At 72.0% G+C, this 25,076-nt stretch carries 18 protein-coding genes; 7 read left to right on the top strand and 11 right to left on the bottom strand.

Going from position 1 to position 25,076, the window contains the following annotated elements; genetic code table 11:
- Nucleotides 1-29 precede the first annotated feature (29 nt).
- Nucleotides 30-3,125 (top strand): glycoside hydrolase family 38 C-terminal domain-containing protein, encoded by a 3,096-nt coding sequence (locus ABZ635_RS15880; RefSeq protein ID WP_357765003.1) that lies wholly within the window; start codon nt 30-32, stop codon nt 3,123-3,125.
- 116 nt (nt 3,126-3,241) lie between these two features.
- Here the strand turns inward: ABZ635_RS15880 and ABZ635_RS15875 are convergent, their stop codons facing one another.
- The 3 genes from ABZ635_RS15875 to ABZ635_RS15865 form a co-directional block, all read right to left on the bottom strand.
- Nucleotides 3,242-4,075 (bottom strand): carbohydrate ABC transporter permease, encoded by an 834-nt coding sequence (locus ABZ635_RS15875; protein ID WP_357765078.1) that lies wholly within the window; start codon nt 4,073-4,075, stop codon nt 3,242-3,244.
- Nucleotides 4,076-4,143: 68 nt separating this feature from the next.
- Entirely contained in the window at nt 4,144-4,977 is an 834-nt protein-coding gene (locus ABZ635_RS15870) for a sugar ABC transporter permease (protein WP_357765001.1), read from the bottom strand.
- A 60-nt stretch (nt 4,978-5,037) separates the two neighbouring features.
- Nucleotides 5,038-6,402: an extracellular solute-binding protein gene (locus ABZ635_RS15865; protein WP_357764998.1), complete on the bottom strand. Its 1,365-nt coding sequence runs from the start codon at nt 6,400-6,402 to the stop codon at nt 5,038-5,040.
- Between the two features lie 174 nt (nt 6,403-6,576).
- On the opposite strand from ABZ635_RS15865, the gene ABZ635_RS15860 reads away from it, so the two are divergent.
- On the top strand, nt 6,577-7,782 hold the full coding sequence (locus ABZ635_RS15860; RefSeq protein WP_357764996.1) for an ROK family transcriptional regulator: 1,206 nt from the start codon (nt 6,577-6,579) through the stop codon (nt 7,780-7,782).
- Between the two features lie 73 nt (nt 7,783-7,855).
- Here the strand turns inward: ABZ635_RS15860 and ABZ635_RS15855 are convergent, their stop codons facing one another.
- A complete protein-coding gene (locus ABZ635_RS15855; protein ID WP_357764994.1) occupies nt 7,856-8,992 on the bottom strand; it encodes a hypothetical protein in 1,137 nt (378 codons plus the stop codon).
- 332 nt (nt 8,993-9,324) lie between these two features.
- Here ABZ635_RS15855 and ABZ635_RS15850 point away from each other — a divergent pair, with 332 nt between their 5' ends.
- Nucleotides 9,325-10,650 (top strand): helix-turn-helix transcriptional regulator, encoded by a 1,326-nt coding sequence (locus ABZ635_RS15850; RefSeq protein ID WP_357764992.1) that lies wholly within the window; start codon nt 9,325-9,327, stop codon nt 10,648-10,650.
- Nucleotides 10,651-10,730: 80 nt separating this feature from the next.
- Here ABZ635_RS15850 and ABZ635_RS15845 read toward each other — a convergent pair whose 3' ends face one another.
- From ABZ635_RS15845 to ABZ635_RS15835, 3 genes are read right to left on the bottom strand one after another with little or no spacing between them, the layout of a single operon-like run.
- Entirely contained in the window at nt 10,731-11,942 is a 1,212-nt protein-coding gene (locus tag ABZ635_RS15845; RefSeq protein WP_357764989.1) for a hypothetical protein, read from the bottom strand.
- A complete protein-coding gene (locus ABZ635_RS15840) occupies nt 11,939-14,047 on the bottom strand; it encodes a hypothetical protein (RefSeq protein ID WP_357764986.1) in 2,109 nt (702 codons plus the stop codon). The genes ABZ635_RS15845 and ABZ635_RS15840 overlap by 4 nt, the downstream gene beginning before the upstream one ends.
- Entirely contained in the window at nt 14,044-14,808 is a 765-nt protein-coding gene (locus ABZ635_RS15835) for a toll/interleukin-1 receptor domain-containing protein (protein ID WP_357764983.1), read from the bottom strand. The genes ABZ635_RS15840 and ABZ635_RS15835 overlap by 4 nt, the downstream gene beginning before the upstream one ends.
- Nucleotides 14,809-15,160: 352 nt before the next feature.
- On the opposite strand from ABZ635_RS15835, the gene ABZ635_RS15830 reads away from it, so the two are divergent.
- On the top strand, nt 15,161-17,242 hold the full coding sequence (locus ABZ635_RS15830; protein WP_357764980.1) for an acyltransferase family protein: 2,082 nt from the start codon (nt 15,161-15,163) through the stop codon (nt 17,240-17,242).
- Nucleotides 17,243-17,255: 13 nt separating this feature from the next.
- Here ABZ635_RS15830 and ABZ635_RS15825 read toward each other — a convergent pair whose 3' ends face one another.
- Both ABZ635_RS15825 and ABZ635_RS15820 read right to left on the bottom strand, forming a co-directional pair.
- Complete coding sequence (locus ABZ635_RS15825; RefSeq protein ID WP_357764977.1) at nt 17,256-18,509, bottom strand: 4-hydroxybenzoate 3-monooxygenase; 1,254 nt, start codon at nt 18,507-18,509, stop codon at nt 17,256-17,258.
- Between the two features lie 177 nt (nt 18,510-18,686).
- On the bottom strand, nt 18,687-19,493 hold the full coding sequence (locus ABZ635_RS15820) for an IclR family transcriptional regulator (protein WP_357764974.1): 807 nt from the start codon (nt 19,491-19,493) through the stop codon (nt 18,687-18,689).
- Between the two features lie 331 nt (nt 19,494-19,824).
- On the opposite strand from ABZ635_RS15820, the gene ABZ635_RS15815 reads away from it, so the two are divergent.
- The 3 genes from ABZ635_RS15815 (at nt 19,825) to ABZ635_RS15805 (ending at nt 22,417) form a co-directional block, all read left to right on the top strand.
- Nucleotides 19,825-20,121, top strand: a complete 297-nt coding sequence (locus tag ABZ635_RS15815; protein WP_357764971.1) for a YciI family protein — start codon at nt 19,825-19,827, stop codon at nt 20,119-20,121.
- Between the two features lie 126 nt (nt 20,122-20,247).
- Nucleotides 20,248-20,880 carry a transcriptional regulator gene (locus ABZ635_RS15810; protein WP_357764968.1) on the top strand — a complete coding sequence of 211 codons (633 nt, stop codon included), beginning with the start codon at nt 20,248-20,250 and terminating at the stop codon, nt 20,878-20,880.
- 25 nt (nt 20,881-20,905) lie between these two features.
- Complete coding sequence (locus ABZ635_RS15805; RefSeq protein ID WP_357764965.1) at nt 20,906-22,417, top strand: PEP/pyruvate-binding domain-containing protein; 1,512 nt, start codon at nt 20,906-20,908, stop codon at nt 22,415-22,417.
- Nucleotides 22,418-22,516: 99 nt separating this feature from the next.
- Here the strand turns inward: ABZ635_RS15805 and ABZ635_RS15800 are convergent, their stop codons facing one another.
- Together ABZ635_RS15800 and ABZ635_RS15795 are read right to left on the bottom strand one after the other, a co-directional pair.
- A complete protein-coding gene (locus tag ABZ635_RS15800) occupies nt 22,517-23,734 on the bottom strand; it encodes a TAXI family TRAP transporter solute-binding subunit (protein WP_357764962.1) in 1,218 nt (405 codons plus the stop codon).
- A 69-nt stretch (nt 23,735-23,803) separates the two neighbouring features.
- Nucleotides 23,804-24,331 (bottom strand): DUF1232 domain-containing protein, encoded by a 528-nt coding sequence (locus tag ABZ635_RS15795; protein ID WP_357764959.1) that lies wholly within the window; start codon nt 24,329-24,331, stop codon nt 23,804-23,806.
- Between the last annotated feature and the right edge of the window lie 745 nt (nt 24,332-25,076).

The following is a 25,076-nucleotide window of genomic DNA, read 5'->3' as shown; positions in this document are numbered from 1 at the left end:
GCCAGGGGACGACCGAACGGAGACCCACCGTGCACGACGACCGGCGGCTGACCGAGGCACGACTGGACCGCGTTCTGAGGGAACGCGTGTGGCCCGCGGTGTACACGACCTCGATCCCCCTGGAGGTGGGCCGCTGGGACGCGCCCGGGGAACCGGTCCCGGCGGAGGAGGGAATCGGCGCGCCCCACGCGCCCGCCCGGGTGGGTGACGCCTGGGGCCCGGCCTGGGGCACCACCTGGTTCCGGTTGCGCGGCCGGGTGCCCGCCGAGTGGGCCGGTCGCACGGTGGAGGCCGTGGTCAACCTGGGTTTCGACGACGCGATGCCCGGCTTCCAGTGTGAGGGTCTGGTCCACCTCGCCGACGGCACCGTGGTGAAGGGGCTCAACCCCCGCAACGCCTGGATTCCGGTCGGCTCGCCCGTGGACGGCGGCGAGACCGTCGAATTCCACGTGGAGGCCGCCGCCAACCCGGTGATCCTGGGCGATCCACCGTTCCGGCCCACGGACCTCGGCTCGGGGCTCGGCCCCGAGGACCGGCCGCTGTACCGGCTGGCCCGCGCCGACCTGGCCGTCTTCGAAGGCCAGGTGTGGGAGCTGGCCCTGGACCTGGAGGTCGCGGGCGGGCTCATGCGCGAGTTGGACACCGGCGACCCCCGCCGCTGGGAGCTGCTGCGCACCCTGGGTCGTGCCCTGGACGCCCTGGACCTCCAGGACGTTCCCGGTACGGCGGAGCGGGCCCGGGAGGCGGTGGCCCCGGCGCTGCGCTCCCCCGCGTCGGCCAGCGCCCACCGGGTGTCGGCCGTGGGACACGCCCACATCGACTCCGCCTGGCTCTGGCCCCTGCGCGAGACCGTCCGCAAGGTGGCGCGGACCAGTGCCAACGTGGTGGCGCTGTTGGACGACCACCCGGAGCTCGTGTTCGCGATGTCCCAGGCCCAGCAGTGGGCCTGGCTCAAGGACCACAGTCCGGAGGTGTTCTCCCGGGTCGTGCGGGCCGCCGAGGCAGGGCGGTTCGTCCCGGTCGGGGGCATGTGGGTGGAGTCCGACACGAACATGCCCGGGTCGGAGGCGCTGGCCCGCCAGTTCGTCCTCGGCAAGCGCTTCTTCCGCGACGAACTGGGAGTGGACACGCGGGAGGTGTGGCTACCGGACTCCTTCGGGTACTCGGCGGCGCTTCCCCAGCTGGTCCGGCTGTCGGGTTCGCGCTGGTTCCTCACCCAGAAGATCTCGTGGAGTCAGACCAACCGCTTCCCTCACCACACCTTCTGGTGGGAGGGATTGGACGGCACCCGCGTCTTCACCCACTTCCCTCCGGTCGACACCTACAACGCCGAGCTCACCGGCGCCGAGCTGGCCCACGCGTCACGCAACTTCCGTGACAAGGGGGGCGCCTCGCGCTCCCTCGTGCCGTTCGGGCACGGCGACGGCGGCGGCGGACCCACCCGCGAGATGCTCGCCCGGGCCGCGCGCCTGCGTGACCTCGAGGGCTCGCCGACTGTGGAGATCGAGCACCCGGAACGCTTCTTCGCCAAGGCGCACGAGGAGTACGCCGACGCCCCGGTGTGGTGGGGCGAGCTGTACCTGGAGTTCCACCGCGGCACCTACACGAGCCAGGCCGCGACCAAGCAGGGCAACCGGCGATCGGAGCACCTGCTGCGCGAGGCCGAGCTGTGGTCGGCCACGGCCGCCGTGCGCACGGACGCCCCCTACCCGTACGAACGGTTGGAGGAGCTGTGGCGGACGGTGCTGCTCCACCAGTTCCACGACATCCTGCCCGGCAGCTCGATCGCCTGGGTGCACCGGGAGGCAGCCGAGACCTACGCCCGGGTGGCACGGGAGCTCGAGGGGATCATCGCGCTGGCGCAGGACCGGCTGGCCGGTGACGGAGCAGGCGGACAGGAGCCCGGATCGTCGGGTGTGGTGTTCAACCCGACGCCGCACGAACTGGACGGCGTCCCCGCCCTGGGCGCCCTGCCCCGGCACCGGATGGGCGACGGGGTCCCCGGGTCCGCCCTCCTCGGCCCGGACCCGCTCACTCCGGGCGGCTTCGTCATGGAGAACGAGCTGTTGAGGGTACGGGTGGACGGGCGGGGGCTGGTCACCTCGGTCCTGGACCTGTCCGCGGGCGCGGGGGGCCGGGAGGTGCTCGCGCCCGGACGCCCCGGCAACCTGCTCCAGGTGCACCAGGACCTGCCCAACCAGTGGGACGCCTGGGACGTGGACGAGTTCTACCGCAACACCACGGTGGACCTCACCGACGTCGAGAGCGTGGAGCCCGAGCCCCCCGGCTCCGCGTCCGTCGCGCTGCGCGTCACCCGTTCCTTCGGCGACTCCACCGTGGTCCAGGTGATCTCCCTGTCCCCTCGTACCCGGCGACTGGACGTGGAGACGGTCGTGGACTGGCGCGAACGGGAGAAGTTCCTCAAGGCCGCCTTCCCGCTGGACGTGCGCGCGCACGAGTCGTCGTCGGAGATCCAGTTCGGCCACGTCAGGCGCCCCACGCACACCAACACGTCGTGGGACACGGCCAGGTTCGAGATCTGTGCCCACCGTTGGGTGCACGTGGCCGAGCCCGGGTACGGGGTGGCGGTGCTCAACGACTCCACCTACGGCCACGACGTGACCCGCGACGTCCGGGACGACGGTGGCACCACGACCACGGTGCGTCTGTCGCTGCTGCGCGCCCCGCGCTTCCCCGATCCCGACACCGACCAGGGCGAGCACCGGTTCCGGTACGCGCTGGCGCCGGGGGCGGAGGTCGGGGACGCCGTGCGCGAGGGCTACCGTCTCAACCTGCCGGTGCGCGAGGTGCCCGGTGACGCCGAGGTGGAACCGCTGGTGGCCGTGGACGACCCCGGCGTGGTGGTGGAGGCGGTCAAGCTCGCCGACGACCGCTCGGGCGACGTGGTGGTGCGGATGTACGAGGCGCGCGGCGGCCGCGCCCGCGCCACGGTGAGCACCGGGTTCCCGGTCACGGGGGTGCGTGCGGTGAACCTGTTGGAGGAGGACGACGAGGAGGCCCCGGAGCTGCTCGTCGAGCCGGTTCCCTCGTCGGAGCCCGGACCCCGTCGGGTGTCCTTCTCACTGCGGCCGTTCCAGATCCTGACCCTGCGCCTGGAGCGCTGACCGACTCCGGGGCCCGGGCCCGCCGTCCCGGGCCCGGGCCCCGGTCACCGCGCCTCTGCCCTTCCCGTCCCGGCCCGGGAGAGCGTGGTCGCCAGGTGTGCTGGTCGAGACGGGATCTACCCCTTCACGGCGCCACCCAGGGCGAAACGGCCGCCCAGGGCCCGTGAGACCGCCATGTACAGCACGACGACCGGCACGGTGTAGATCAGTGAGTACGCGGCCAGCTCGCCGTAGCGCACCGAACCGTACTGGCCGAAGAACGTGAACACGCGTACCGCCGCGGGCATCTTGTCCGGACTCGTCAGCAGGATGAACGGGACGAAGAAGTTGCCCCAGGTGGTGACGAGGGTGAAGATCGCGACCACCGCCAGCCCGGGCGCGAGCAGAGGTGCCACGAGGTGGCGGATCGACTGCCAGGCCGAGGCCCCGTCCACCCAGGCCGCCTCCTCCAGGGCGATCGGGATGCCGTCGATGAAGTTCTTGGTGAGCCAGATCCCGAACGGCAGAGTGCTGGCGGACAGGAACAGGGTGGTCGCGACCAGCGAGTTCAACAGGTTGGCCTGCACGAACATCCCGTACACCGGCACCATGATCGCCGTGACCGGAAGCCCGGTGGCGAACAGCACCGTGTACAGGAACGGCCTGCGGAACCGGAGGTTGTACCGGGAAAGCGGGTAGGCGGCCAGCATCGAGCACACCGCCGTGATGAGCGCCGCTCCCCCGCAGGTCAGGATGCTGTTCCAGATCGGCAGGTAGACGGTCTCGGGGGTCAGGATCGCCCTGAAGTGGTCGAGCGTGAACCCTGAGGGCGCGCTGGCCCGCAACGACGGTTCGGGGTCGACGGCCGCCACGAGCATCCAGAGCATCGGCACCAGGAACAACACCGCGAGGACGCCCAGCACGAGGTGGGTGAGGAGGGTACCCGCGACCCGGCTCGGGGAACTGACCACCGCACGGGCCCGACCCGCGGCGCCGTGCCGCCGCCGGTCGCCGCCCCCGCCTTCGTTCGGTTCGTCGTTCACCGCTCCTCCTTGCTCAGCATCCACACGTAGACGGTCGAGAACAGCCCGGCCACCACGAGCAGCGCCAGCGCGATGGCGGTGCCGTACCCGAGGTCGCCCATCCGCAGCGCCTCCTGGTACATGAGCAGTGGGAGCGTGGTGCTGCGGGCTCCCGGCCCGCCCGAGGTCATCACGAAGATGAGAGTGAACACCTGCACGGTCTGGAGCGTGACCAGCAGCAGCGTGGTGGCCAGGGTACGGCGCAGGAGCGGGATGACCACGTGCCACAGCACCTGGAACCCGGAGGCCCCGTCCACCCGCGCCGCCTCCCTGAGCTCACCGGGGACCTCGGACAGCCCCGCCGAGTAGGTCATCATCGAGAAGGCCGTGCCCTTCCACACGTTGGCCAGGACCACGGCCAGGAGCGGGGCGGTGAACAGCCAGTTCTGGGGATCGGCTCCGACCCGGGCCAGCACCGAGTTGAGGGTGCCCTCCCGTTCGAGGAAGGCGTACCAGACGAACCCTGCCACGACCTCCGGCACCACCCAGGCGCCGACCACGACCGCGCCCACCAGGGCCCGGACCGCGCCGTGGCGGTTCTGGAGCAGCAGCGCCAGGGCCAGCCCCAGGACCGTCTGCCCGGCCACACACCCCACCAGGAAGACCGCCGTGAGGAGCGTGGCGGTCCGGAACCGGGGGTCGGCGAGCAGCTGGGAGAAGTTGTCGAACCCCACGAACTCGGTGTGCGCGGCCTGCGCCCCGGTCAGTGCGGCGTTGGTGAGGGAGGCCCACACCGTCCACAGGATCGGCCCGGCGAAGAAGGCCAACAGCAGGAACAGGGCCGGGGCCATCGGGACCACCCACCGCGCCGCCCGGGCCAGGGGCTGGCGCGACCCGACCGCGGACACCGCTCAGGAGCCCGTCGTGACACGGTCCGGCCCCACGATGCCCTCGACCTCCTCGTCGTAGGCCCGCGCCGCCTCCTCCGGGGTGGCCTGTTCGAGCATCACGCCCTCCATCGCCTCCTGGACGGCCAGGGAGATCCTCGGGTACTCGCTGTAGGCGGGCCGGAACCCGGTGATGTCGACCAGTGCGGCGAACTCCCCGGCCATCGGAGAGGCCTCCAGGAAGACGGGGTCCTCGGCGACGTCCGCGCGGACCGGGATCTGTCCGCCCTCGACGGCGAACTTGACGGCGTTCTCACGGTTGAGTGCGTGGGTCATGACCTCCCAGGCCAGGTCGGGGTCGGTGGCGTTGGCCCCCATGGAGAGCGCCCAACCGCCGGACATGCTGGTGGCTCCGGTGCCCTGCCCCTCCTGGGTGGGCATCGGGGTGAACTCCATGACCTCCTCCCACTCGGGCCACGGCTGGTTGGCCTCCGCGATCCAGGACTGGGTGGCCCAGGAGCCCTCCAGGCTGATCGCCATCCGCCCTGAGGGGAAGCGCTCCTCGTTGTTGACCGTGCCGACGTTGGCGTCGAGGGCGTCCTGGGGGTCGAGGGTGAGGTCCTCCTCGTAGAGGGTCCGCAGGAACCCGAGGGAGTCGGTGAACCCGGTGCCGCCGGTCACCCAGCGCTGCGTCTCGTCGTCGAACAGGGTTCCCCCGGTGCCGCTGAGCAGCATCTGGAAGCCCTGGAGGGAGGCGGCCTCCCCGGCGGGGGTTCCGGAGTAGACGTTCAGCGGCACCACGCCGTCACCGAGCTCGGAACGCACGGTGCGGGCGGCGTCGAGGACCTCGTCCCAGGTGGACGGGGTCCAGGGGGTCGCGATCCCGGCCCGCTCCAGCAGTTCGGTGTTGTACCAGAGTCCGCGCACGTCCGTGCCGAGCATCACTCCGTAGCGCTGGCCGTCCAGCGAGGTGACCGCCGAGGCCTCCTGCTCGCTGTACTGGTCCCGCTCGTCCCAGGCGTCGAACCGGTCGTCGAGCGGCATGAGGTACCCGGCGTCGGCGTCCTGGTTGATGGTGAACGTGTCCTGGTAGATGAGGTCCGGTGCCTCGCTGGGGGAACCGTTCATGAGGTTGACCTGGGTCTGGTAGTCCTCGGCCTGCGCCTCGACGGCGTGGAGTTCGACGGTGACGCCGGGGTTGGCGTCCTCGAACTCCTCCTTGACCTGGCGCATCAGGGAGTCCATCGCGATGAAGGTGCCGAACTTCTGGTAGACGACGCGGACGGTGTCCGCGTCCCGTTCCGCTCCAGCCGAGCAGCCCGAGGCGACCAGTGCCAGGAGCGGGACGGCGACCGCCGCACGAATGGTGTTCCGTCGGATTCTCCTCATCGGGGCCCCTCGCGACGAAGTGGGTGCCGGGCACCCGTAGCCCCCGACACGTGACTCACATCACTTGCTTACTAAAAACCTTGGATAAAGACAATGGGTGAAGTGGACCCTTCCGGGGCGGTTACCCTCATGTGGTCAGTCGGCGGCCCGGTCGGGCGGAAGAGGAATCGGCGTATGCGTACAAGCACCAACCTGCTGTGGCTGGGCGGGCTCAACCAGAGCAGGGTGCTGGACGCCGTGCGCCGCTCCGACGGAATCAGCCGGGTGGAACTGGCCGAGCGGACCGGGCTCACCGCGCAGACGGTCTCCAACATCGTGCGCAGGCTCCTGGAGGGCGGGCTGGTTCTGGAGGACGGCCGCGCCACCTCGCGCGGGGGCAAGCCCGCCACGGTGCTCCGCCTCAACGCGGGCGCCTACTACGCGGTCGGCATGCACATCGACCCCGCCTCCACGACGCTGGTCGTCACCGACCTGGCCGGGAGGGTCGTCGCGCGCAGCCGCCGCCGCACCCCCGCGTCGCAGGGGCCCCGACGGGTGATCGACGCCCTCAGCCGCTCGGTGCGGTCCGTCGTGGAGCAGGCGGACGTCCCGGGCCGCATCCTGGGCCTCGGGGTGGCCACCCCCGGCCCCCTCGATACCGCAGGAGGCGTCGTCACCCCTCCCCACCTGCCCGGATGGCGGTCGGTACCACTACGCGAGGCGTTGGCGGAGGGCACCGGGCTGAAGGTGGTCATCGACAACGACGCCACCGCCGCGACCATCGGCGAGCGCTGGTCGGGCGGCGAGGAGCGCTCCTCCGACATGGCCTTCGTCTACGTGGGCACCGGAGTCGGCGGCGGCCTGGTACTGGACGGGCGCGTCTACCGGGGCACCACCCTGAACGCCGCCGAGATCGGTCACGTCACGGTGGACCCGCTCGGACCACTGTGCCCGTGCGGGAGCCGGGGATGCTTGGAGACCTACGTCGCGCCGCACGCGGTGGCCACGGAGGCGGCCCGCCGCCGGGGCGAGGCGTCGGACTTCGAACGCGGTCAGGCCCGCACGGTCGCCGCCTACCGGAGGGTGTGCCGCGAGGCCCACGCCGGGGACCCCGTCGCGTTGGAGGTGGTGAACGCCGCCGGGCGGCGCCTCGGCCAGGCCGCGACCACGCTGCTCAACCTGGTCGACGTACCCCTGGTGGTGCTCGGCGGCTGGGGGATGTCGCACGTCGGCGGGCTGTACGGCTCCACGCTGCACGATGCGGTGTCCGAGCGATCGATCGCCCGCTCTGTGCGGCGGGTCCGGGTGGAACCGTCGAGCATCGGCGAGGACGTCGGGGCCATCGGCGCGGCCGCGCTGGTGCTGCACGCGGCGTACGCGCCCGAGGTCGCCAGCGTGTGAACTCGTGCGCGCGCCCTCACCCGCACCGCGCGACCGGGGCGGGCTCGGGGCCCGCGCAGCCGAACGCCCGGGGTCAGCGCTCCGGGTAGACGGACTGGATACGCTCGGCGACGTCGGGGAACCCGCTCCGCTCCAGGATCTCCACCTGCTCACGGACGAACGCCGCGCGCTCGGCCTCCCCCTCCACCGAGTCGATGAGACCGCGCAGGATGGCGACCTGGACGTCCTGCTCCATGCCGCCCTCGTCCGGCTCCTGCTCGGCGGGCCACCAGTAGCTCTCGTAGCCCTCCTCGTCCACCCCGCTCCCGGGGGTGGGCGGCCCCTGGTCGAGGTCCTCCCGGAGATCGGTCGTCCCGTGGGGCCCGTGCACCACGGCCACGTCCGACAGGTCCACCAGGTCCGGCGCCCCGGGCAGGTCGTGGGCCGCGGCCGTGTAGCGCGGCTCCGGCTCGCGGCCGGGGCGGGTCCCGCCTCCGGGACCGATCACGTCCCCGATCTCGTCGGACATCGACGCGCGCACACGGGCGGCCTCGTGCTCGGCCGCCCACAGCGCCCGGTCCTTGCGCAGGTGGGCCATGCGGTCCAGGCGAACCTCGTCCTCGTCGTCCAGGTCCAGGCGGACGCTCTCCGCCCACACCTGGATCGTCCCGCCGCAGACCGGCTCCTCCACCGCGAACGCCGACTCCAGCTCGCTCTCGGCGACGGCCCAATCGCTCGGGTGCACGTCCCGCAGGACCTCGCGGGCGCGCAGCACCACCGAGCGGACCGCCGGCCCCGCCGGGTTGCGCAGGCTCAGGTCGACCCGGTGGGCCCAGCGCCAGTGGACGAGCGCGGAGAACCCGAAGGCGTAGTCGTCGACGGCGCTCGGCAGGTCGATCCGGCGTGTGCGCACCCCCCGCGTCCCGGTCCGGCCGCGCGGCGCCTCGACCGGCGCGGGCTCGTCGCCTTGGTCCGGGCGTTCGCGGAGCTCGCCAGCGGAGTCTCGCACGTCGGTCTCCTTCCGCGGTTCGCCCTCCTCGACCCCGAGCCGGGCCGTCAGCGGCCCGAGCGCGGCAGCCAACAGCTCCGGGCGTGCCAGGGCCGCGCCCAGCAGTGCCATCGCACAGGGCAGCCAGAGCAGCGCCCAGCCGCCGACCAGTGGAAACAGCACCGCGGGAACGATCAGCACCACGATGACCGCCGCCAGACGGATACGGGCGAAGGTGGCCACGGGGTGTCTCCTCGCACGGGGGCTGGGGGTGGGGAAGAAAGGGTCCTCAAGCCAGTGTGCCCGAGAACCAGCGCGGACGCGCCACCAACGTCGACTCGGCGGCCCCTCGGCGTCCGCTCCGCACCGGTTCCCCCCGTTCTGCGCGCACGGTCCCTCCGGATCTCCATAGGGCGCCCCGACCCGCTCGCCCACACTCCGTTTCCGTCCGTGACCGTCCGGATATGACCCCTGTGTCCGCCCAGTGCCCTCGCCAGTCCGTCCCGGCCCGTTTCCCTCCGTCCGTGACGACAGGCACCGGGACACCCCCGCACACCCCCTGTGAGGTCACGAGAATGTTCGGTGCCGAGCTCCGCCGACGCCGGCAGGAAGCCGGGATGACCCTTGAGGACCTGAACCGGAGAATCCATTTCAGTAAGAGTCACCTGAGCAAGGTGGAGACCGGGGCGAAGAGCCCCTCCCAAGACCTGGTGCGGGCCTGTGACGCCGCGCTGGAGGCGGGCGGGGAGCTGGCCGCGCTGGCTCCCGGAATCACCAGCGAACGCGTCACCTCGGACGGTCGGACCGCCCCGGCGGAGCCTCCCACTGTCGATCAGGAGGTATGGCTCATGAGCATGACCCCGGACGGTACGACGGGCTTTGCCGGTATGGACCGTCGGACCGCACTCTCGCTAGGCGCGCTGAGCGTGTTGGGGCCCGGATGGGGCACCGGGCCCGGAACGCGGGAAGCACCGCGGAGGACCACCGGCGACGCCTCGTCCGCACTCACCAGCTTCCGGGCCCAGCTGGGAGAGCTGAGGAACCTGGGCCAGCACGCCGCCCCGTCGATGGTGTTCCCCATCGCCATCGCCCAGACCAACGCCCTGCGTCAGCTGGCCGCCTCGGCGCCCACCGGCCAGCGGCAGGAGACCCTGCGTCTGGCGGCTCGGTTCGCCGAGTACACCGGGTGGATGGCCCAGGAGACCGGTTCTGAACAGCAGGCGCTGTCCTGGACCACCACCGCCGTTTCCCTCGCCTCGGCCGGCGGGGACACGGAGATGGAAGACTACGCACTGGTGCGCCAGGCCCTGGTCACCCTGTACGCACACGACGGGCCGAGGACCATCGACCTGGCCCGGCGCGCGCAACGCGGCCGGGCGACGTCGCCGCGCGTCCTCGGGCTGGCGGCCAAACGCGAGGCACAGGGGCACGCACTCGTCGGAGACCTGGTCTCCTGCGAACGAGCGTTGGAACGGGCCCGGGAGCACCTCGCCACGGATCGGGCCGAACGGGCGTCCGACCACCATGGTGACCCGGAGGTCCTCGGATCACGCCACGTCAGCGACCCGGTCGGGGTCACGCACGGGTGGTGCCTGGTCGACCTGGGCCGCGTGGAGGAGGCGGCCGAGATCCTCGACCGGGAGTGCGCGCGTCTGCCGGAGAACGCGGTCCGGGCACGAACCCGCTTCGGTGTTCGTCGCGCGCTCGCCCACGCTCTGTCCGGAGAGGTCGAGCACTCCTGCGCGATCGCCGGGGATCTCCTGGCGGGCACGCCGGGAGTCGACTCGGCCACAGTCCGCATCGACCTGCGGCGCCTGCACCAGACCCTGGCGCGGTACCACGCGCACGGTTCCGTGCGGGAGCTCTCCCCGACGCTGGTCTCCGCGCTGAGCGCGGTCTGACCGACCCGAGCTGGCACGCGGCCGAGTCCACGGGGGCCGTGTTCGGATGATGGTCCGGACACGGCCCCGGCACGGTGCCGCTAGAACCCGGAACCGAGCGGGACGCCGTTGCGGCGCGGGGCGCTCTCCGAGTCGGGTGCGAGGTAGGTCAAGCCGGACAGGGGTGAGTCGTCACCGTCGCCCCCGTCGCCGTCACCCCCGCCGGGGTGGTCGTCCTCAGGTGGAAGGCGGCGGCGAATCAGCTCGGCGATCTCCGTCAGCGACGCCATGTCGAAGGCCTTGACCAGCCGGTCCACCAGCTGGAGCCGCAGATCCTCGTCGGCGATGGCCTCGACCGCGTCCATGAGCACCCCGACCGCACCACGGACGCCGACCGGCGCCGCCTCACCGTTCGTCGCGAACCGGGCCGGGCCCGGAGCGAAATCCCCGGGCCGCTCACGGTTCGCGGCCCCCTCCGGTTCGCCGACCTCCGACATGTGCTCCCGCACGCTCCCGTGCAGAAAGGAGAAGGCCTCCGGGGACGCCGCGCGCAGCCGCTCCAGGAGTTCGGCCGAGTCCGATCCCTTCGACGCCTCGGAGACCCGGGTGAGGACGTCGATCAGACCGTGGGTCCGGTTGATGTCGGCATCACCCCGCACCAGGTCCCAGACGATGGCGCTGCCGGGCGTGGCGAGCACGTCGTCCGCGTAGTAGCGGCGTTTGGCGGCCTCCACCGATCGCTCCACCTCCCACAGAACACCTTCCTTCCGGGCCTTGGCGATGCGGCTCAGGCGGGTCTCGTCCTCTTCGGAGAGCGAGAGCGAGACCTCCTCCGCCCACACCTCCACAGCACCGCCGAACCCGTGGCAGGAGACACCCAGATCGGCCGCGACCTCGTGCAGCGCGACGTCGTGGTCCTCGGGGCGGTGGTTCCGGCACACCTGACGGACCCGGTCCATCACCAGCTGCCCGGCCAGCCCCTCCGGGTTGCGCAGCCGGTGGTCCGGTTCTCCCGTCCACCTCCACCAGACCACGGCCGAGAAGACGAACGGGTACTCGCCGTCCTGGCTGGCAACGAGCGACGGCCTGATGCGGGTGGTCTTCGGTCCGACCTCCACGAACGGGTCCGGTGGCGGAGCCGTCTCACCCGGTAACGCGGCCTTGGTGCTGCTGAGCATGAGTGCCAGCACTCCGATGAGCACCAGGGGCGGCACCAGCACCAGCGCCCACCACTGGAGGGTCACGTACAGGACCAGTCCCAGGAGGGCCGTGACCCCCGCCCCCACCACGACGCGCCGAGACACCGAACTCATGTGTTCTCCTCCCAAGGGGCCCTCGCCCCGTCCGACCCCTCTGTCGCGTATGCGGCGTGCGGGCTGAGCCCCTCGCCCAGTCCCTGTTCGGCGTCCACGCTCCGGATGAGCAGTGCGCCATCGGCTCGGCACCGTTCACGGCTGGCCGGTGCCGCGGTCGCGGCGGACCACCGCAGGGCCGAGGTGTAGAGCTGGGGGAGGGCCCCCGCCGCGGACGCGGCCCGCACCAGGACGTCCATCAGCTGATCTCCGTGTCCGATCCACCGGATCGCGTACTCCCGGGTACGGTCCCGTTCGCGATGGAACACCGTCGCCAACCCCTCGACGATCCAGCGGCGCGCGTCGGTGCCGTCATGGTGGCTTCCCAGGACACCGGCGAGTTGTCGGGGGTCGGTGAGGTCCCAAAGCAGGTCCCGTTCGGCGTCGAGCTCCCTGGCGGACCTGTGCTCGTGGCGGCGCAGGCGTTCGCACACACGCCGCAGGAGCTTGGCGTGGAGGGCGCTCTTCAGAGCCAGGGTGTTCAGTTCGGCCCGGGCCGCGTCCGCAACCGCGTCCTCCCTGTTCAGGGCGAGCCGGTGCAGTCGGACCATCGCCTGTTCCGGATGGGTCGCGGCCACTTCCTGCGCGCACACCGCGACGAGTACCTGGCCCCACCCTGGGGAGAGCGCGGTGCTGCCCGTCTCCTCGTACAGGAAGCGGCGGCCGTGGCTCCCGTACCGTTCGTGCATCAGCACGCTGGTGATCAACAGGGCCGCCTGCGGGGCGGTCCGCCTCCTCTGTTCCGACCAGCTCCTGGCCCGGCCGAACACCGCCGTGGGGTCGGCGACCCTCAAGGCCTGTTCGGCCCACCGTTGCGCGACACGGTCACGGTCGGCGGGGCCCAGGACGGCATCCGCCATGAGGGTGTCCACCCACGCGCCGAACGAGGCGTGGAGCCGTGGGTGCGCGTCCCAGAACGCCGCGCGGAGCGCCCGTCCCCGGCCCGCCCGTGTGAAGTACACCCTGCGATCGTGACGCGTCTCGATCCCGCGCTCCCGCAGTTCCTCCTGGAACCCGGGACGGTCCAACAGGGGCGTCTCGTCCTCGGGAAAGGAGACCTGGGACAACAGGGCGTCCACACCGACGGCCAGGTGCTCGACCGGTGCGCCCTCCATGAGCGAAGCGGCGAGGAGGATCGCCCTGGCTCTTCCCTTCACCTCCTCCAGGTCCTCCGTCGGAACGGACTCTCCGGAGTCGAGCGCCGCTCCCAACCAATCTCCGATGTTCCCCCGGTACTCGGACTCCCTGCACACGACCGAGGTGCGCCGGGCCGTCTCCTCGATCGCGCTCATGGAGGCGCTCTCGGCCCAGGCCCCCGCTTCCGCCAACCCGTCGACGGCTGCGTGGCCCGGTACCTCACGGGATTCGAGGTGCCTGCCGAGGACGGCGAGCGGGTCCGGGCGACCGAGCGGCACGACCAGGTCCCGTAGGGACTCGGGCAGCTTCCCCTCGTCGCCGCGTTCCACCAACACCACCAGGCGGGCCCGTGCCCGCTGGGAACGCTGCCGCAGGTCCTCCAGAGCATCACGCAGTGAGGCGGGAGAGAACCCGGACTCCCTCATGAGGTTGACCAGGAGTCGCTCACCACCCCCGAGCTCCTCCCCTCCGACGAGTTCCGGACGTCCGTTCGGACCGACCCGGACCAGATCCTCCTCGACGTCCTGGTCCGCCTCGGTGCCCTTGGGAGCCAGCACCATCAGAGCCGCCGTCCTGGCCCCGGAACCGGGGACGGCGCTGAGCACCACCGCGCCGTGCGTCGCGATATCGGCCCGGCACCGGTGCTCGTCGAAACCGACCGGCGCGACGAACCGTCCGCGCAGGGTGGACAGGCGGTCGCCCGCGACGATCCTGCGCTCCTTGACGTACTTGACCCGCCCCTGGGCGTCCGCCTCCAGGCGGTCCCCGTAGGCCGCGTAGTAGTGGTGATGGCTCTGGTGGAAGTCACCCGCGGCCCGGTTGATGGTCGAGTTCCGGTTGAGGTCGCCCGAACCGGTGTGGGCGGAGGCGTGGTCACCGGTCACGGACGCGCCCGCGCGGTGCGGCCGTTCGGTCTCCTGAGCGGTCACGCACGCCCCCGTCGGTCGACGCGACCCGTGCTCTGGTCCCTCATGCGTTGGTCGCCGCTGACGTTGTTGACCGTCGAGTTGTGGTCGCCGGCGATGTGGTTGACGGTCGAGTTCTGGTTGAGGTCGCCCGAACCGGTGTGGGTGGTCGCGTGGTCGCCGTTGACGACGACGCCGTCGACCCGGTACTCCCCTGCCTGGACCGCGTTGCCCCGAACGTCGCCCATGGAGTTGCCCGTACCGGCGCCGGTCTCCCCGACGCCCGTACCGGCCTCCTCCCGGGCGCGGACCCGCTCCTCAAGGTCGGGGGCGGCGATGAGCACCGCCTCGGCGATCTCGTCGAGGTCCGGTCCGACGTTGCGGTGCCGCAGCCGCCGGTACTGGCAACGCGCCAGTGGGGCGAGGTCGTCGGGGAGGTCGGCGGCACGCAGCCGGGGCGTGGACTCGATCAGGACGGGAATCACCGTCACACCCGCCTCGAAGGCCGCGGCGATCTCCCAGCGCGTCCAGTCGGCGGGATCGTCGATCGCCCTCAGCCCGTCGGCCTCCCTCTTCTCCAACCAGCGCGGACCGATCACGGCCAGCAGTACTTCGGACCCCCGGACGGCCTTTCTGAGCCGCTGTTCGAAGTCGGCTCCGGCCGGTATGGAGTCACTGGCCCGAAACACCTCGCCCTTGCCGAAACGGCGGGAGAGTTCGTCTCCGACGTGCGTGGCGACGTGCTCTCCGTCACCGGTCCGGTAGTTCATGAAGCAGCTGGTCATGCGGAAATCTCCACCTTCCGGGACATCTTCCGATCGGACTTCGCCGGGTTTCGGGCAGGGCATTCGACGACGAAGCCATATCGACGGCTCCCGCCTTTTCCCAGCGCTCCGATAATGTGCCCCAGAAGCTGATCCAGAAAGGCCCATGGGCTTGTTTCCCGCCGCCCCGCCCAGGGGAAACGGGCAAGCACCCCCAGGAGGACGCACGCCGCCCCTCCGGTACCGGCGGACGTGACCGTCGTCGCGGTCGAGGCCGGGGGTGTCCCTCCAGAGGGCGAAGACTCAGGAAACACTGGCGAAAGCTCGTCCGCGTTCGGTGCGCGAGGGGTGCCTCCGGGCGCAGGATGACGGCATGCGATCACCCGACTCCACCTCGCCACAGGTCGAGGCCGCCCCAGAAAGAACCGGTGCCCGGGGACGGGGAAGCCGGTTCCGACCCGAGGTTCAGGGGCTGCGCGCCGTGGCCGTGCTGCTCGTGCTCGCCTACCACCTGAATCCGCGGCTCCTGCCGGGCGGCTACGTGGGCGTCGACGTGTTCTTCGTGATCTCCGGCTTCCTCATCACCTCGCTGCTCCTGCGGGAGGTGCGCGAACACGGCCGGGTGTCGCTGGCCGGGTTCTACGTACGCCGGGTGCGCCGCCTCCTCCCGGCCGCCACGGTGGTGCTCCTGACCACCGGGGCCGCGGCGCTGGCCCTGCTGCCGGTCACCCGGCTGGCCGACACCGCCTGGCAGACGCTGGCCTCCGCCGCGTACGTGGAGAACCTGTACCTCGCCGACCAGGCACTGGACTACCTGGCGGCCGAGACCGCCCCCAGCCCCGTCCAGCACTTCTGGTCGTTGTCGGTGGAAGAGCAGTTCTACGTGGTCTGGCCGCTGCTGTTCGTCCTGTGGGCGCTCATGCTCCGGCGGCGGACGCGGGCTCCCGGCTCCGGGCTGCGGCTGCTCACGGTGGTGCTGGCCTCGGTGTTCGCCGCCTCGCTGCTCTGCTCGGTGCTGCTGACCGCGAGCGGCACCCCGGCCGCGTACTTCCTGCCCACGACGCGGGCGTGGGAGCTGGCCACGGGCGGGTTGCTGGCGGTGTTCCTGGCCGACCGCGGTCTGCCCCGGCGGCTCCGGCTCCCCCTGGGCTGGGCGGGTCTGGGCGCCGTGGTGGCCTCCGCCGTGCTCTACGACTCGGGTACGCCCTTCCCCGGGTACGCGGCGCTGCTGCCCGTCCTCGGTACCGCGGCCGTGATCGCCGCCGAACGCTCCGAGGGCCCCTCCGCCTCCCGTGTGCTGAGCACCGGACCGGCCCGGTTCGTCGGTGACGTCTCCTACGCGCTGTACCTGTGGCACTGGCCGCTGATCGTGTTCGCCCTGGTACTCCTCGAACGGGACACCCTGGGACCCCTCGGGGCCGTCGCGGTGGCCGTCCTGTCGGTCCTGTTGGCGTGGGCGACCAAGCTGTGGGTGGAGGACCCGGTGGCCCGGTACGGGCTGGTGCGTACCGGCCGCGCCGCCCTCGCCGTGGCCCTGGTGGGCGTCCTGTCCGTGGCCGCGGTCAGCGCCGCGGCCCTGACACGGCTCGAGCGCTTCCAGACGAGCGAGTTCGACCCCGAGGTGCACCTGGGCCCCCGGGCGATCGGCCTGCCCTCCCCCGAGCGGGCGTTGATGTTCCCCTCACCGATCGGGGCGGAGGACGACACCCCCGAGGCCTACGACGACGGCTGCCACGCGGGTTTCGACAAGAGCGACCCCTCGGACCCGTGCGTGTACGGTCCCGACGACGCGGACACCACGGTGGCGCTCACGGGTGACTCCCACAGCACCCAGTGGTTCCCCGCCCTGAACGAACTGGCGAAGGAGCGGGGCTGGCGGCTGGTGGTGTTCAACAAGTCGGCGTGCGCGTTCACCGCCGCCGAGGTGGGGCGCGAGGGGGCGGTCTACGAGGAGTGCTCGGAGTGGAACCGGGCGGTGGTCGACGAGATCGACCGGCTGGAGCCCGACATGGTGGTCACCAGTTCCTCGGCCGCCGGGCTTCCCCACGGCTACCAGTCCGGCTCCGACGCGCGTGACGCCATGGCGGCGGGGATGGTGGAACTGTGGGAGGAGGTCGTCGCACCCGGTGTCCCGCTCGTGGTGATCCGGGACACCCCCCGCACCTCGTCGGACGTGCTCGACTGCCTGGCCAGGCACTCTGAGGCCCCCTCCTCGTGCGACCGTCCGGCGTCGGCCGCGCTGAGCCGGGACGACCCCCAGGAGCTGGCGGTCCGGGAGGTGGAGGGTGCCGCGCTGGTCGACCTCAACGACCGGATCTGCACCGGCGACACCTGCCCGGCGGTGATCGGCAACGTGGTGGTCTACCGGGACTCGCACCACCTCACCGGCACGTACGCGCTGCTGCTCGCCGACGTCCTGGGCTCGCGGATGGACGAGGCCCTGGGCGTCGGCTGAAGGGCAACGGGGGTCAGGGGGCGCGTTCCGCGGACCGGCGCACGGTGTCGCTGATGACCGAGTCCGGGTTGGTGAGCGCGAACGGCCAACCGGTGTAGGCCTCGGCGAGGTAGGCGCTCCCGGCCCGGGAGCCGGTGAGCTGGTCGATCTCGCCCAACTGGCGGCGTCGTCCGAAGGCGTCCGCGTCGGGGGCGGTGTGCAGCATGGACGTCATCCACCAGGAGAAGTGCTGTGCCCGCCACACCCGGTCGGAGGCGGTGCGTCCGTAGGAGTCGAGCAGCTCGGAGGAGCCCTGGTGGAAGAAGCGTTCGAGCGCCTGGCAGAGCACGGCGACGTCGGCGACGGCCAGGTTGAGCCCCTTGGCCCCGGTGGGCGGGACGGTGTGCGCGGCGTCTCCGGCCAGGTAGAGGCGCCCGTGGCTCATGGGGTCGACCACGTAGCTGCGCATGGGGATGACGCCCCGCTGGATCACCGGCCCCTCCTGGAGCTCGAACCCGTTCCCGTTGACGCGGGCGCGCAGCTCGGCCCAGATCCGTTCGTCGCTCCAGGCCGCCGCGTCCTCGGCGGGGTCGCACTGGAAGTACATCCGTTGGACGGTGGGCGTACGCGAGCTGATCAGCGCGAACCCCCGGTCGGAGTGGGCGTAGACCAGCTCGTCGGAGCTGGGCGGCGCCTCGGTGAGGATGCCGAACCAGCCGTGCGGGTAGGCGTGGAAGTAGTCGGTGCGCGCCTGTCGGGGGACGGCGGTGCGGCAGACGCCCTGTGATCCGTCGCACCCGGCCACGACGGCGCACGCGAGCTCCACACGCGTGCCGTCCGCTTCGGTGAAGCGGACCACCGGGGTGTCGGTGGTGACACCGTGCACGCTGACGTCCCCCACCCCGAACCGCAGGTCCGCGCCGTCGTCGAGGCGGGCGGCGACGAGGTCCTTGAGCACCTCGTGCTGGGGGTACAGGTGGACGGCGCGCCCGGTGAGGGAGGGGAAGTCGATGCGGCGGGACTCTCCCCTGCTGCGGATCGCGACGCCCTCGTGTCGCCGACCCTCGCTGAGGAGCCGGGCGCCCACCCCGGTACCGGTCATGAGGTCGATCGTCCCCTGTTCGAGGATGCCGGCGCGCATCGTCGCCTCGATGTCGGCGCGGGTGCGCACGTCGATGACGACGGAGTCGATGCCGGACAGGGAGAGCAGGTGGGAGAGCAGGAGGCCCGCGGGCCCGGCGCCGACGACGGCCACCCGGGTCCGTTCCTGGTGAGGGTTGGTGCGCATGAGCACAGGATGCGGTCCACCGGACGTCCGGCACCAGCCCCGCTTCCGTTGAATGGCAAGGTTTCCTCCGGGGACCGCCGAGAACGGGGTGACTTGCGGGCTCACGCTCCGCCGGGCACACGGCGAAGACTCGAAGGTGGGGTGCGCGGGCCGCCGGGGGGCGCACCGTCGCCGGTCTCAGCCGGGCGGCGCGCGGTGGCCCCTGGTCCTGATCGCGTCCCCGCCGGGGAGCGGAGCGCCCATGGCGCGGGAGATGCCCCGGGCGGCCGCGAGCAGGACGGGGACGTACGTACGCGCCGGGGCGTCATCGCGGAAGGGGACGACGACGGACAGGGCCGCCACCACCCGGTCGTCCCGGTCGCGGACGGGCGCCGCGAGCCCCACGGCTCCCGGGTCGATCATCCGGGAGGCGATGGCGTATCCGTCCCTGCGCACGGCGGCGAGCAGGCGCCGCAGGTCGGTGGGGTCGGTGACGGTGTGCGGCGTGTGTTGGCGCGGCCGCCCTCCGAGGACCCTCTCCTGGAGGGCGGCGGGACCGTGCGCGAGCAGTACCAGGCCGGTGGAGGTGGCGTGGACCGGCAGCCGTCCCGCGATCTCGGCGGCGTTGTGCCCGGCGTCGCGGGCGGAGAGGCGTTCGAGGTAGAGGACGTCGGTGCCCTCCAGCACCCCGAGCTGGGTGTGCTCGCGCACCACCGCGTGGAGGTCCTCCATGTAGGGCAGAGCCGTACGGCTGAGGTCACGGACGGGTGAGGAGAGTGAGGCGATCTCCCACAGCTGGTACCCGACGCGGACGCGCTTGCCGGGCGCGGGTTCCAGTGCTCCGAGCGCGACGAGTTCGCGCACCATGCGGTGCGCGGTGGTCACCGGGAGGTCGGCGTGCCGGGCGATCTCGGAGACCGTGAGCGCCGGGGTACCGGCTCCGAAGGCGCGCAGGACCCTCATGGCACGGGTGAGAACGGACTCCCCCGAGGTCGACCTGGCCATCGCCGCGCACCTTTGCACCCGAACGGTCCGTTCGCCCATCGCGCGCTCGGTCGCATGGCGAACACTGCTGCGATCAGTCTGCCACCGGTCACGACGGCGCGCACGAGCGGGTCGGACGACGCGCCCCGGATCGCCCCGGATCGACCGGCCGACGCCCAACCGGCGCGGGCGCCGCACCATCCCTACGGCGCGCACCAGCGCCCAGGGCGGCGGACGTGAGCCAACGCGCCCCCTTCCACCGGGCACGGCGTCCGCCCACCCGCCGCACCTGGCATCCTGACTGCGGATCGTCCACCCCTGCCCCCGGGCAGCCCGACAGGAGGCACCCACCATGGCCGTCTACGCCGTCACCTACACCTACGCCGAGAACAGCACCGAGGCCCGCGATCTGCACCGGCCCGCGCACCGCGCGTACCTGGACGGCCTCTCCCAACAGGGCGTCAACCTCTGCTCCGGCCCCCTCGGCCCCGACAACGCCCCCGGCGCCCTGCTGCTGTTCCGGACGGAGTCCGCCCGCGAGGCCCTGGACCACACCGAGCCGGACCCGTTCCGTGTCGAAGGCCTGGTCTCCGACGTGTCGGTGCGCGAATGGGTGCCGGTCCTGGGCCCGCTCGCCAAGGAGTTCTGACCCGCCCTCCGGCGGTGCCCCACGTCGGGGCGCCGTCGGGACCCCACGTCCCCTTCGCCCACAATCCACATGTTCTTGTCACTCAGATGATTGAAGTATTTTGATGGTCAGGAGCAGAGGGGGCCCATGGAGCACGCGACCACACCGCACACCACCGAACGGGACCTCCTGGTCCTGCACGCCCTGCGCTGTGCCGGGTTCTCGGGCACTGGGCGGTTGTCCGAGGTCACCGGACTGCGCGAGGACGAGACCGAGTCCGCGCTGATCGACCTCGCCGTCGACGGTCTCGTCACCCGCACCCCCGGGGCCTTCGGTGGATGGGGGCTCAGCGGGTCGGGGCGCACGACGTGCGCCACCCGCATCCACGCCGAACTGGACGCCACCGGCGCCCGACCGCTGGTCGAACACGCCCACGAGGGCTTCGCCGTGCTCAACCCGGAGCTGCTCGACCTCTGCACGGCCTGGCAGCTGCGCGATGTCGACGGCGTCCCGGCCGCCAACGACCACACCGACACCGAGTACGACACCCGGGTACTGGACCTGTTCTCCGACCTCGACGGGCGCCTCGCCTCGGTGTGCGCGGAACTCTCCGCGCACCTGAACCGCTTCGCCCGCTACCGGGTCCGACTGGCCGGAGCCCTCTCCCGAGCCCGCGCGGGCGCCCTGGACCAGGTCGCGGACGGCACCGACTCCTACCACTCGGTGTGGGCCCAGCTCCACGAGGACCTGCTGGCCACCCTCGGCGTTCCCCGGTACTGACGCCCCGCCCCGAAACGAGGACGCCATGACGTGGACCCATCCGCTCTCGGCCAAGGTCGAGCGGGGTCCGGACCTGCTGGGCGGCAAGGCGTACGGGCTCCTGACCCTGCACCGCCTCGGCCTCCCCGTACCGCCGGGGTTCGTCGTCACCACCGAGGCCTGCCGCCTCCTCCGGCGCACGGGGCGGTTGCCCGACGGGCCGCGCCGCGAGGTGGCCTCCGCCCTCACCGCTCTGGAGGCCGAGACCGCACGCCGGTTCGGCGACGACCGCGGACCCCTGACCATGTCCGTACGCTCCGGCGCGAGCGTCTCCATGCCCGGCATGATGACCACGGTCCTCAACCTCGCCGTCCCACCCGACGGCCCCGGGCGCGGAACGGAACGGCTGGACCCGCTCCTCCGGGCGATCACGGAGGTCGTCGCGTCCTGGGACGCCCCCCGCGCCCGGACCTACCGCGCGCTGCACGGCGTGGCCGACGACCTCGGCACCGCCGTCACCGTGCAGGCGATGGTGTTCGGCGACCGGGACGCCCACAGCGGCAGCGGGGTCGCCTTCACCCACGACCCCAACACCGGGGAGCACCACCCCTTCGGAGAGGTGCTCTTCGGCCGTCGGGGCGACGCCGTCGTCTCGGGTTCCGAGCGAACCTCCCCCCTCGGAGCCCTGGCAGCCCGGGAACCCGGCGTGTGGGCCGACCTGACGGACGCGTTGGCGCGGGTGGAACGGCATCACCGCGACGCCTGCTACGTGGAGTTCACCTACGAGTCGGGATTCCTGTGGCTGCTCCAGCTCCGCCCGGCCCGACCGACCGGAGCCGCGGCCGTCCGCGTGGCGGTCGACCTCGCCGAGGCCGGTGTGATCTCCCGCGAGGAGGCGCTACTACGGGTCTCGGTCCAGGACCTGCGGCGTGCCCGGGTTCCGCGTGCCGTCTCCTCCGACGGCGGCCCGCCGCTCACCCGAGGAGTGGGCGCCTGCCCGGGGGTGGCGATCGGGAGAGTCGTGACCGATGCCGACCGCGCGGTCCGCGACTCCGAGCGGGGACCGGTGGTGCTGTTCCGCCCGGAGACCTCGCCGATGGACATGCGGGGGCTGGCCGCATCGGCCGGGATCGTCACCGCCCGGGGCGGCCCGGCCAGTCACGCCGCCGTCGTCGCCCGATCCCTGGGAACACCGGCGGTGGTGGGAGTGAACGGTCTGGCCGTGGGCCCGAACGGGCTCCGGGTGGGCGACCGCGACGTTCCGGAGGGCACGCTCGTGACCGTGGACGGGAGCGGAGGCGAACTGTTCCTGGGCCGTGCCCGCGTCACCTCCGCCGTGTCCGGCTTCCGTCTCGGGCGGCTCCTCGCGTGGGCGGACACGACGGCGGGCGCGCGGGGCGCGGGGTCGGATCGGCCAGAGGCCGGGATCGGAGGGGAACCGGCAGCGGGGGCGGGAACGGGATCGGAACCTGGAACGGGCACGGGAGAGGGGACACAGCCGGGAACGGCCTCGGAGGAGGCGAGGCTGGTCGCCGCCCAGGCCGCGCTGCGCGGGTGAGGCCCGGCCCGCGCGGGGCGGGCCGGGCACACTCGCTGCCGGGGATGCCCTGAGCTCGCTCACACGCGGGTACGTGTCGTCCCCGATCCCCGGCCGGGGTCAGAGCACCCCGTGTTCGGCGAAGTAGCGGGCCGCACCCGGATGGACCCGTTCCGGGTCCACACCACGCAACGCCTGCTCGACGGTGGCGGTCGGCGCGCCGCGCGTGCGTTCACCGAGCTCCTCGTACACGGTGCGCGCCATCGCGTACGCCAGGTCTTCGTCGAGGTCGGCGTGGACGTACAGGGTCTCCCAGGTCGCCATGAGGTTGAGCTCCTCGTCCTGCCGGGGCAGGGTGCCCGCCTCGACGGTGAGGTCGGTGTGCTCCGGGTAGACGACGGCGACCTTCTCCACCACCTCCTCCGGGTACGCGAGGACCCGGACCTCCGTTCCCTGCCGTTCGAGGTGGTCGACCTCGGCGTTGGGGACCTCGTCCCAGATCACGTAGACGTCGACGTCACCGTCGATGAGGGCCTGCTGCGGGGTGAAGGCGTCGACCTCGCCCTCCGAGACGATCTCCATGGCGAACGGGTCGGTACCCGCCGCGAGCATGACCAGGTCGCTCACCGCCATGGTCTCCTCGTCATCCCAGGAGAAGATGGCTCGCGTCCCCTCCAGGTCGCTCACGGAGCGCAGGTCCGAGTCGGCCCTGACCAGGTACTGGAGCGCCCGGGGCCGGACGTTGCCCAGGACCATGACGTCCTCGGGCTCGGCCACGGGGTCGCCTTCCAGCACGTCGAGGGTGCCGTCCTGGAGCTCGACGTACCAGCGGTTCTCCGTGAGGACGGCGTCGTTGCGGTAGGGATTCCCGTCTCTGGGCGCCCTGACCTCCCGTTCCAGGGCCAGGAACTCCACCCCGGGGTCGAAGATGTCATGCGCCACCTGCTCGGTGAAGGTGACCTCGTCGATGCCGTCGGTCCACGCCGCGCTGATCTCCTGGGCCAGACGGGAGTTGTCGTAGCGCCAGGAGGGTTCGCCGAGCAGGAGGTCGCCCGCGTAGGGAACGGCGGGGGCCTGCTCGGCCACGGGTTCGGCACCGGGCCCCGCGGCCGGGTCCGGCAACACCCAGTAGAGGGCACCGGCCACCAGACCGGTCGCGAGCACGGCCGCACCGACGATCAGCGGGGTCCTGGCACGGCCCGGCCGGTGGTGGACCGGGAGAGGAGGGTGACCGGCGCCCCTCAGGTCCAGGTCCACCTCGTGGTCCTCGAACGGTGATGGTCCCCGCGCCTCCCCGGGGTCACGGGGAGGTTCGGACGCGGTGGGGGATGTGTCCATGTTGTCCCTTCGAGGACTGACATGTGGATGTTGATCCCCTTCATCTTAGAGAGGAACGCACATCCGCCGTCAGCCTCGGGGACGCCGGTGGGCGGCCGGTTCGGGGCCCGGCCCCTGACCCGGCGCCTGGTACTGCCCCTGGCCGGGGTGCTGCCCCTGGTACTCTCCCGCCCCGGGGTGCTGCCCCTGGCCCGGGTGCTGCCCCTGGTTGGGGTGACCGGAGTACCGCCCCGGACCGGCCTGGTTGGCCTGGTCGAAGGCCTGCTGAGCCCGTACGTCCCGTTCCCAGACCACGAAGCGCTCGCTCTCGCCCAGGGCCATGGTGGTCAGCCAGACGGCGACGGCGACGTCGTCCACCAGACCGAACACCGAGAAGATCAGCTCGGGCACGAAGTCGATCGGGGACAGGATGTAGCCCACCAGGACCACCATCATGAACAGCTTGCCGCCGCCGAGCCCCGGGTAGCGGCCACGCAGCTTCGCCCCGAGCATGCGTGGGATCGCACGCACGCGGTCCCACAGCGAGACCTTGCTGTCCGTGTTCTGGATGACCTGCCATGCGGCCGCACCGGCAGCGGCCCGGTTTGCCTTGCGCATCGTGTTCGTCTCCTCAGGGGGCAAATGACTTCTCAAGATATGACGCGAAGTCATCCCTGTTCGTTCCCCCTGACCCGCGTGGCAACCCCGAACGAGACCGACACGACACCGCCGACCCCGCACGCATCCGGCGAAGCGGGCCGGTGGCGCGCCCCCGGTCGCCGAACCGGTGGTCCGGTGGACGACCGCGGACGGGCTCCCTGCCGGTCCCGGAGTTGTCCACAGAGGGACCGCAGGCCCTGGCGGGGCCCGAACCGGAAGGGCATGCTTGAGGTGACGGCACCACACCGCACCGTCCACCCCTCCCACACGGGCGGACCCGCGCCCCTGCCGCTCCGGACGCTCCGACACCCACCGCACCCACCGCACCCACCGCACCCACCGCACCCACCGCACCCACCGCACCCACCGCACCCACCGACCAACGCGTCCCCTCTCGGGCCGTTCCCTCGAGCGAGAAGGCACCGTGACGAGCCGACGACCAAAGAACGCACCGCTCGCGAGGCGCGGGAGAACACACACCCCCGCGTGCCCGGCGCGGTACCACGGAACGGGGGCCGCTCGGAATCCTCACCCGGACCCCACCGCCTCGGAGCGCACACGTGTCACGCTCCGCCAACCCGGTCACCTTGGCCTCATTGGCGAAAACCCACCACATGGCTCCACCCGTGCCCCAAGGTGGTGAATACCAGGCCTCCCGCTGGGCCGCACCCATTCGTTACGATGCGTCCGAGTGGCACCTGAG

Source organism: Nocardiopsis sp. NPDC007018 (genome assembly GCF_040635075.1).
Classification (GTDB): domain Bacteria; phylum Actinomycetota; class Actinomycetes; order Streptosporangiales; family Streptosporangiaceae; genus Nocardiopsis.
The sequence above is the reverse complement of the archived record's forward strand: the minus strand, read 5'-3'. Positions and strand labels throughout refer to the sequence as shown.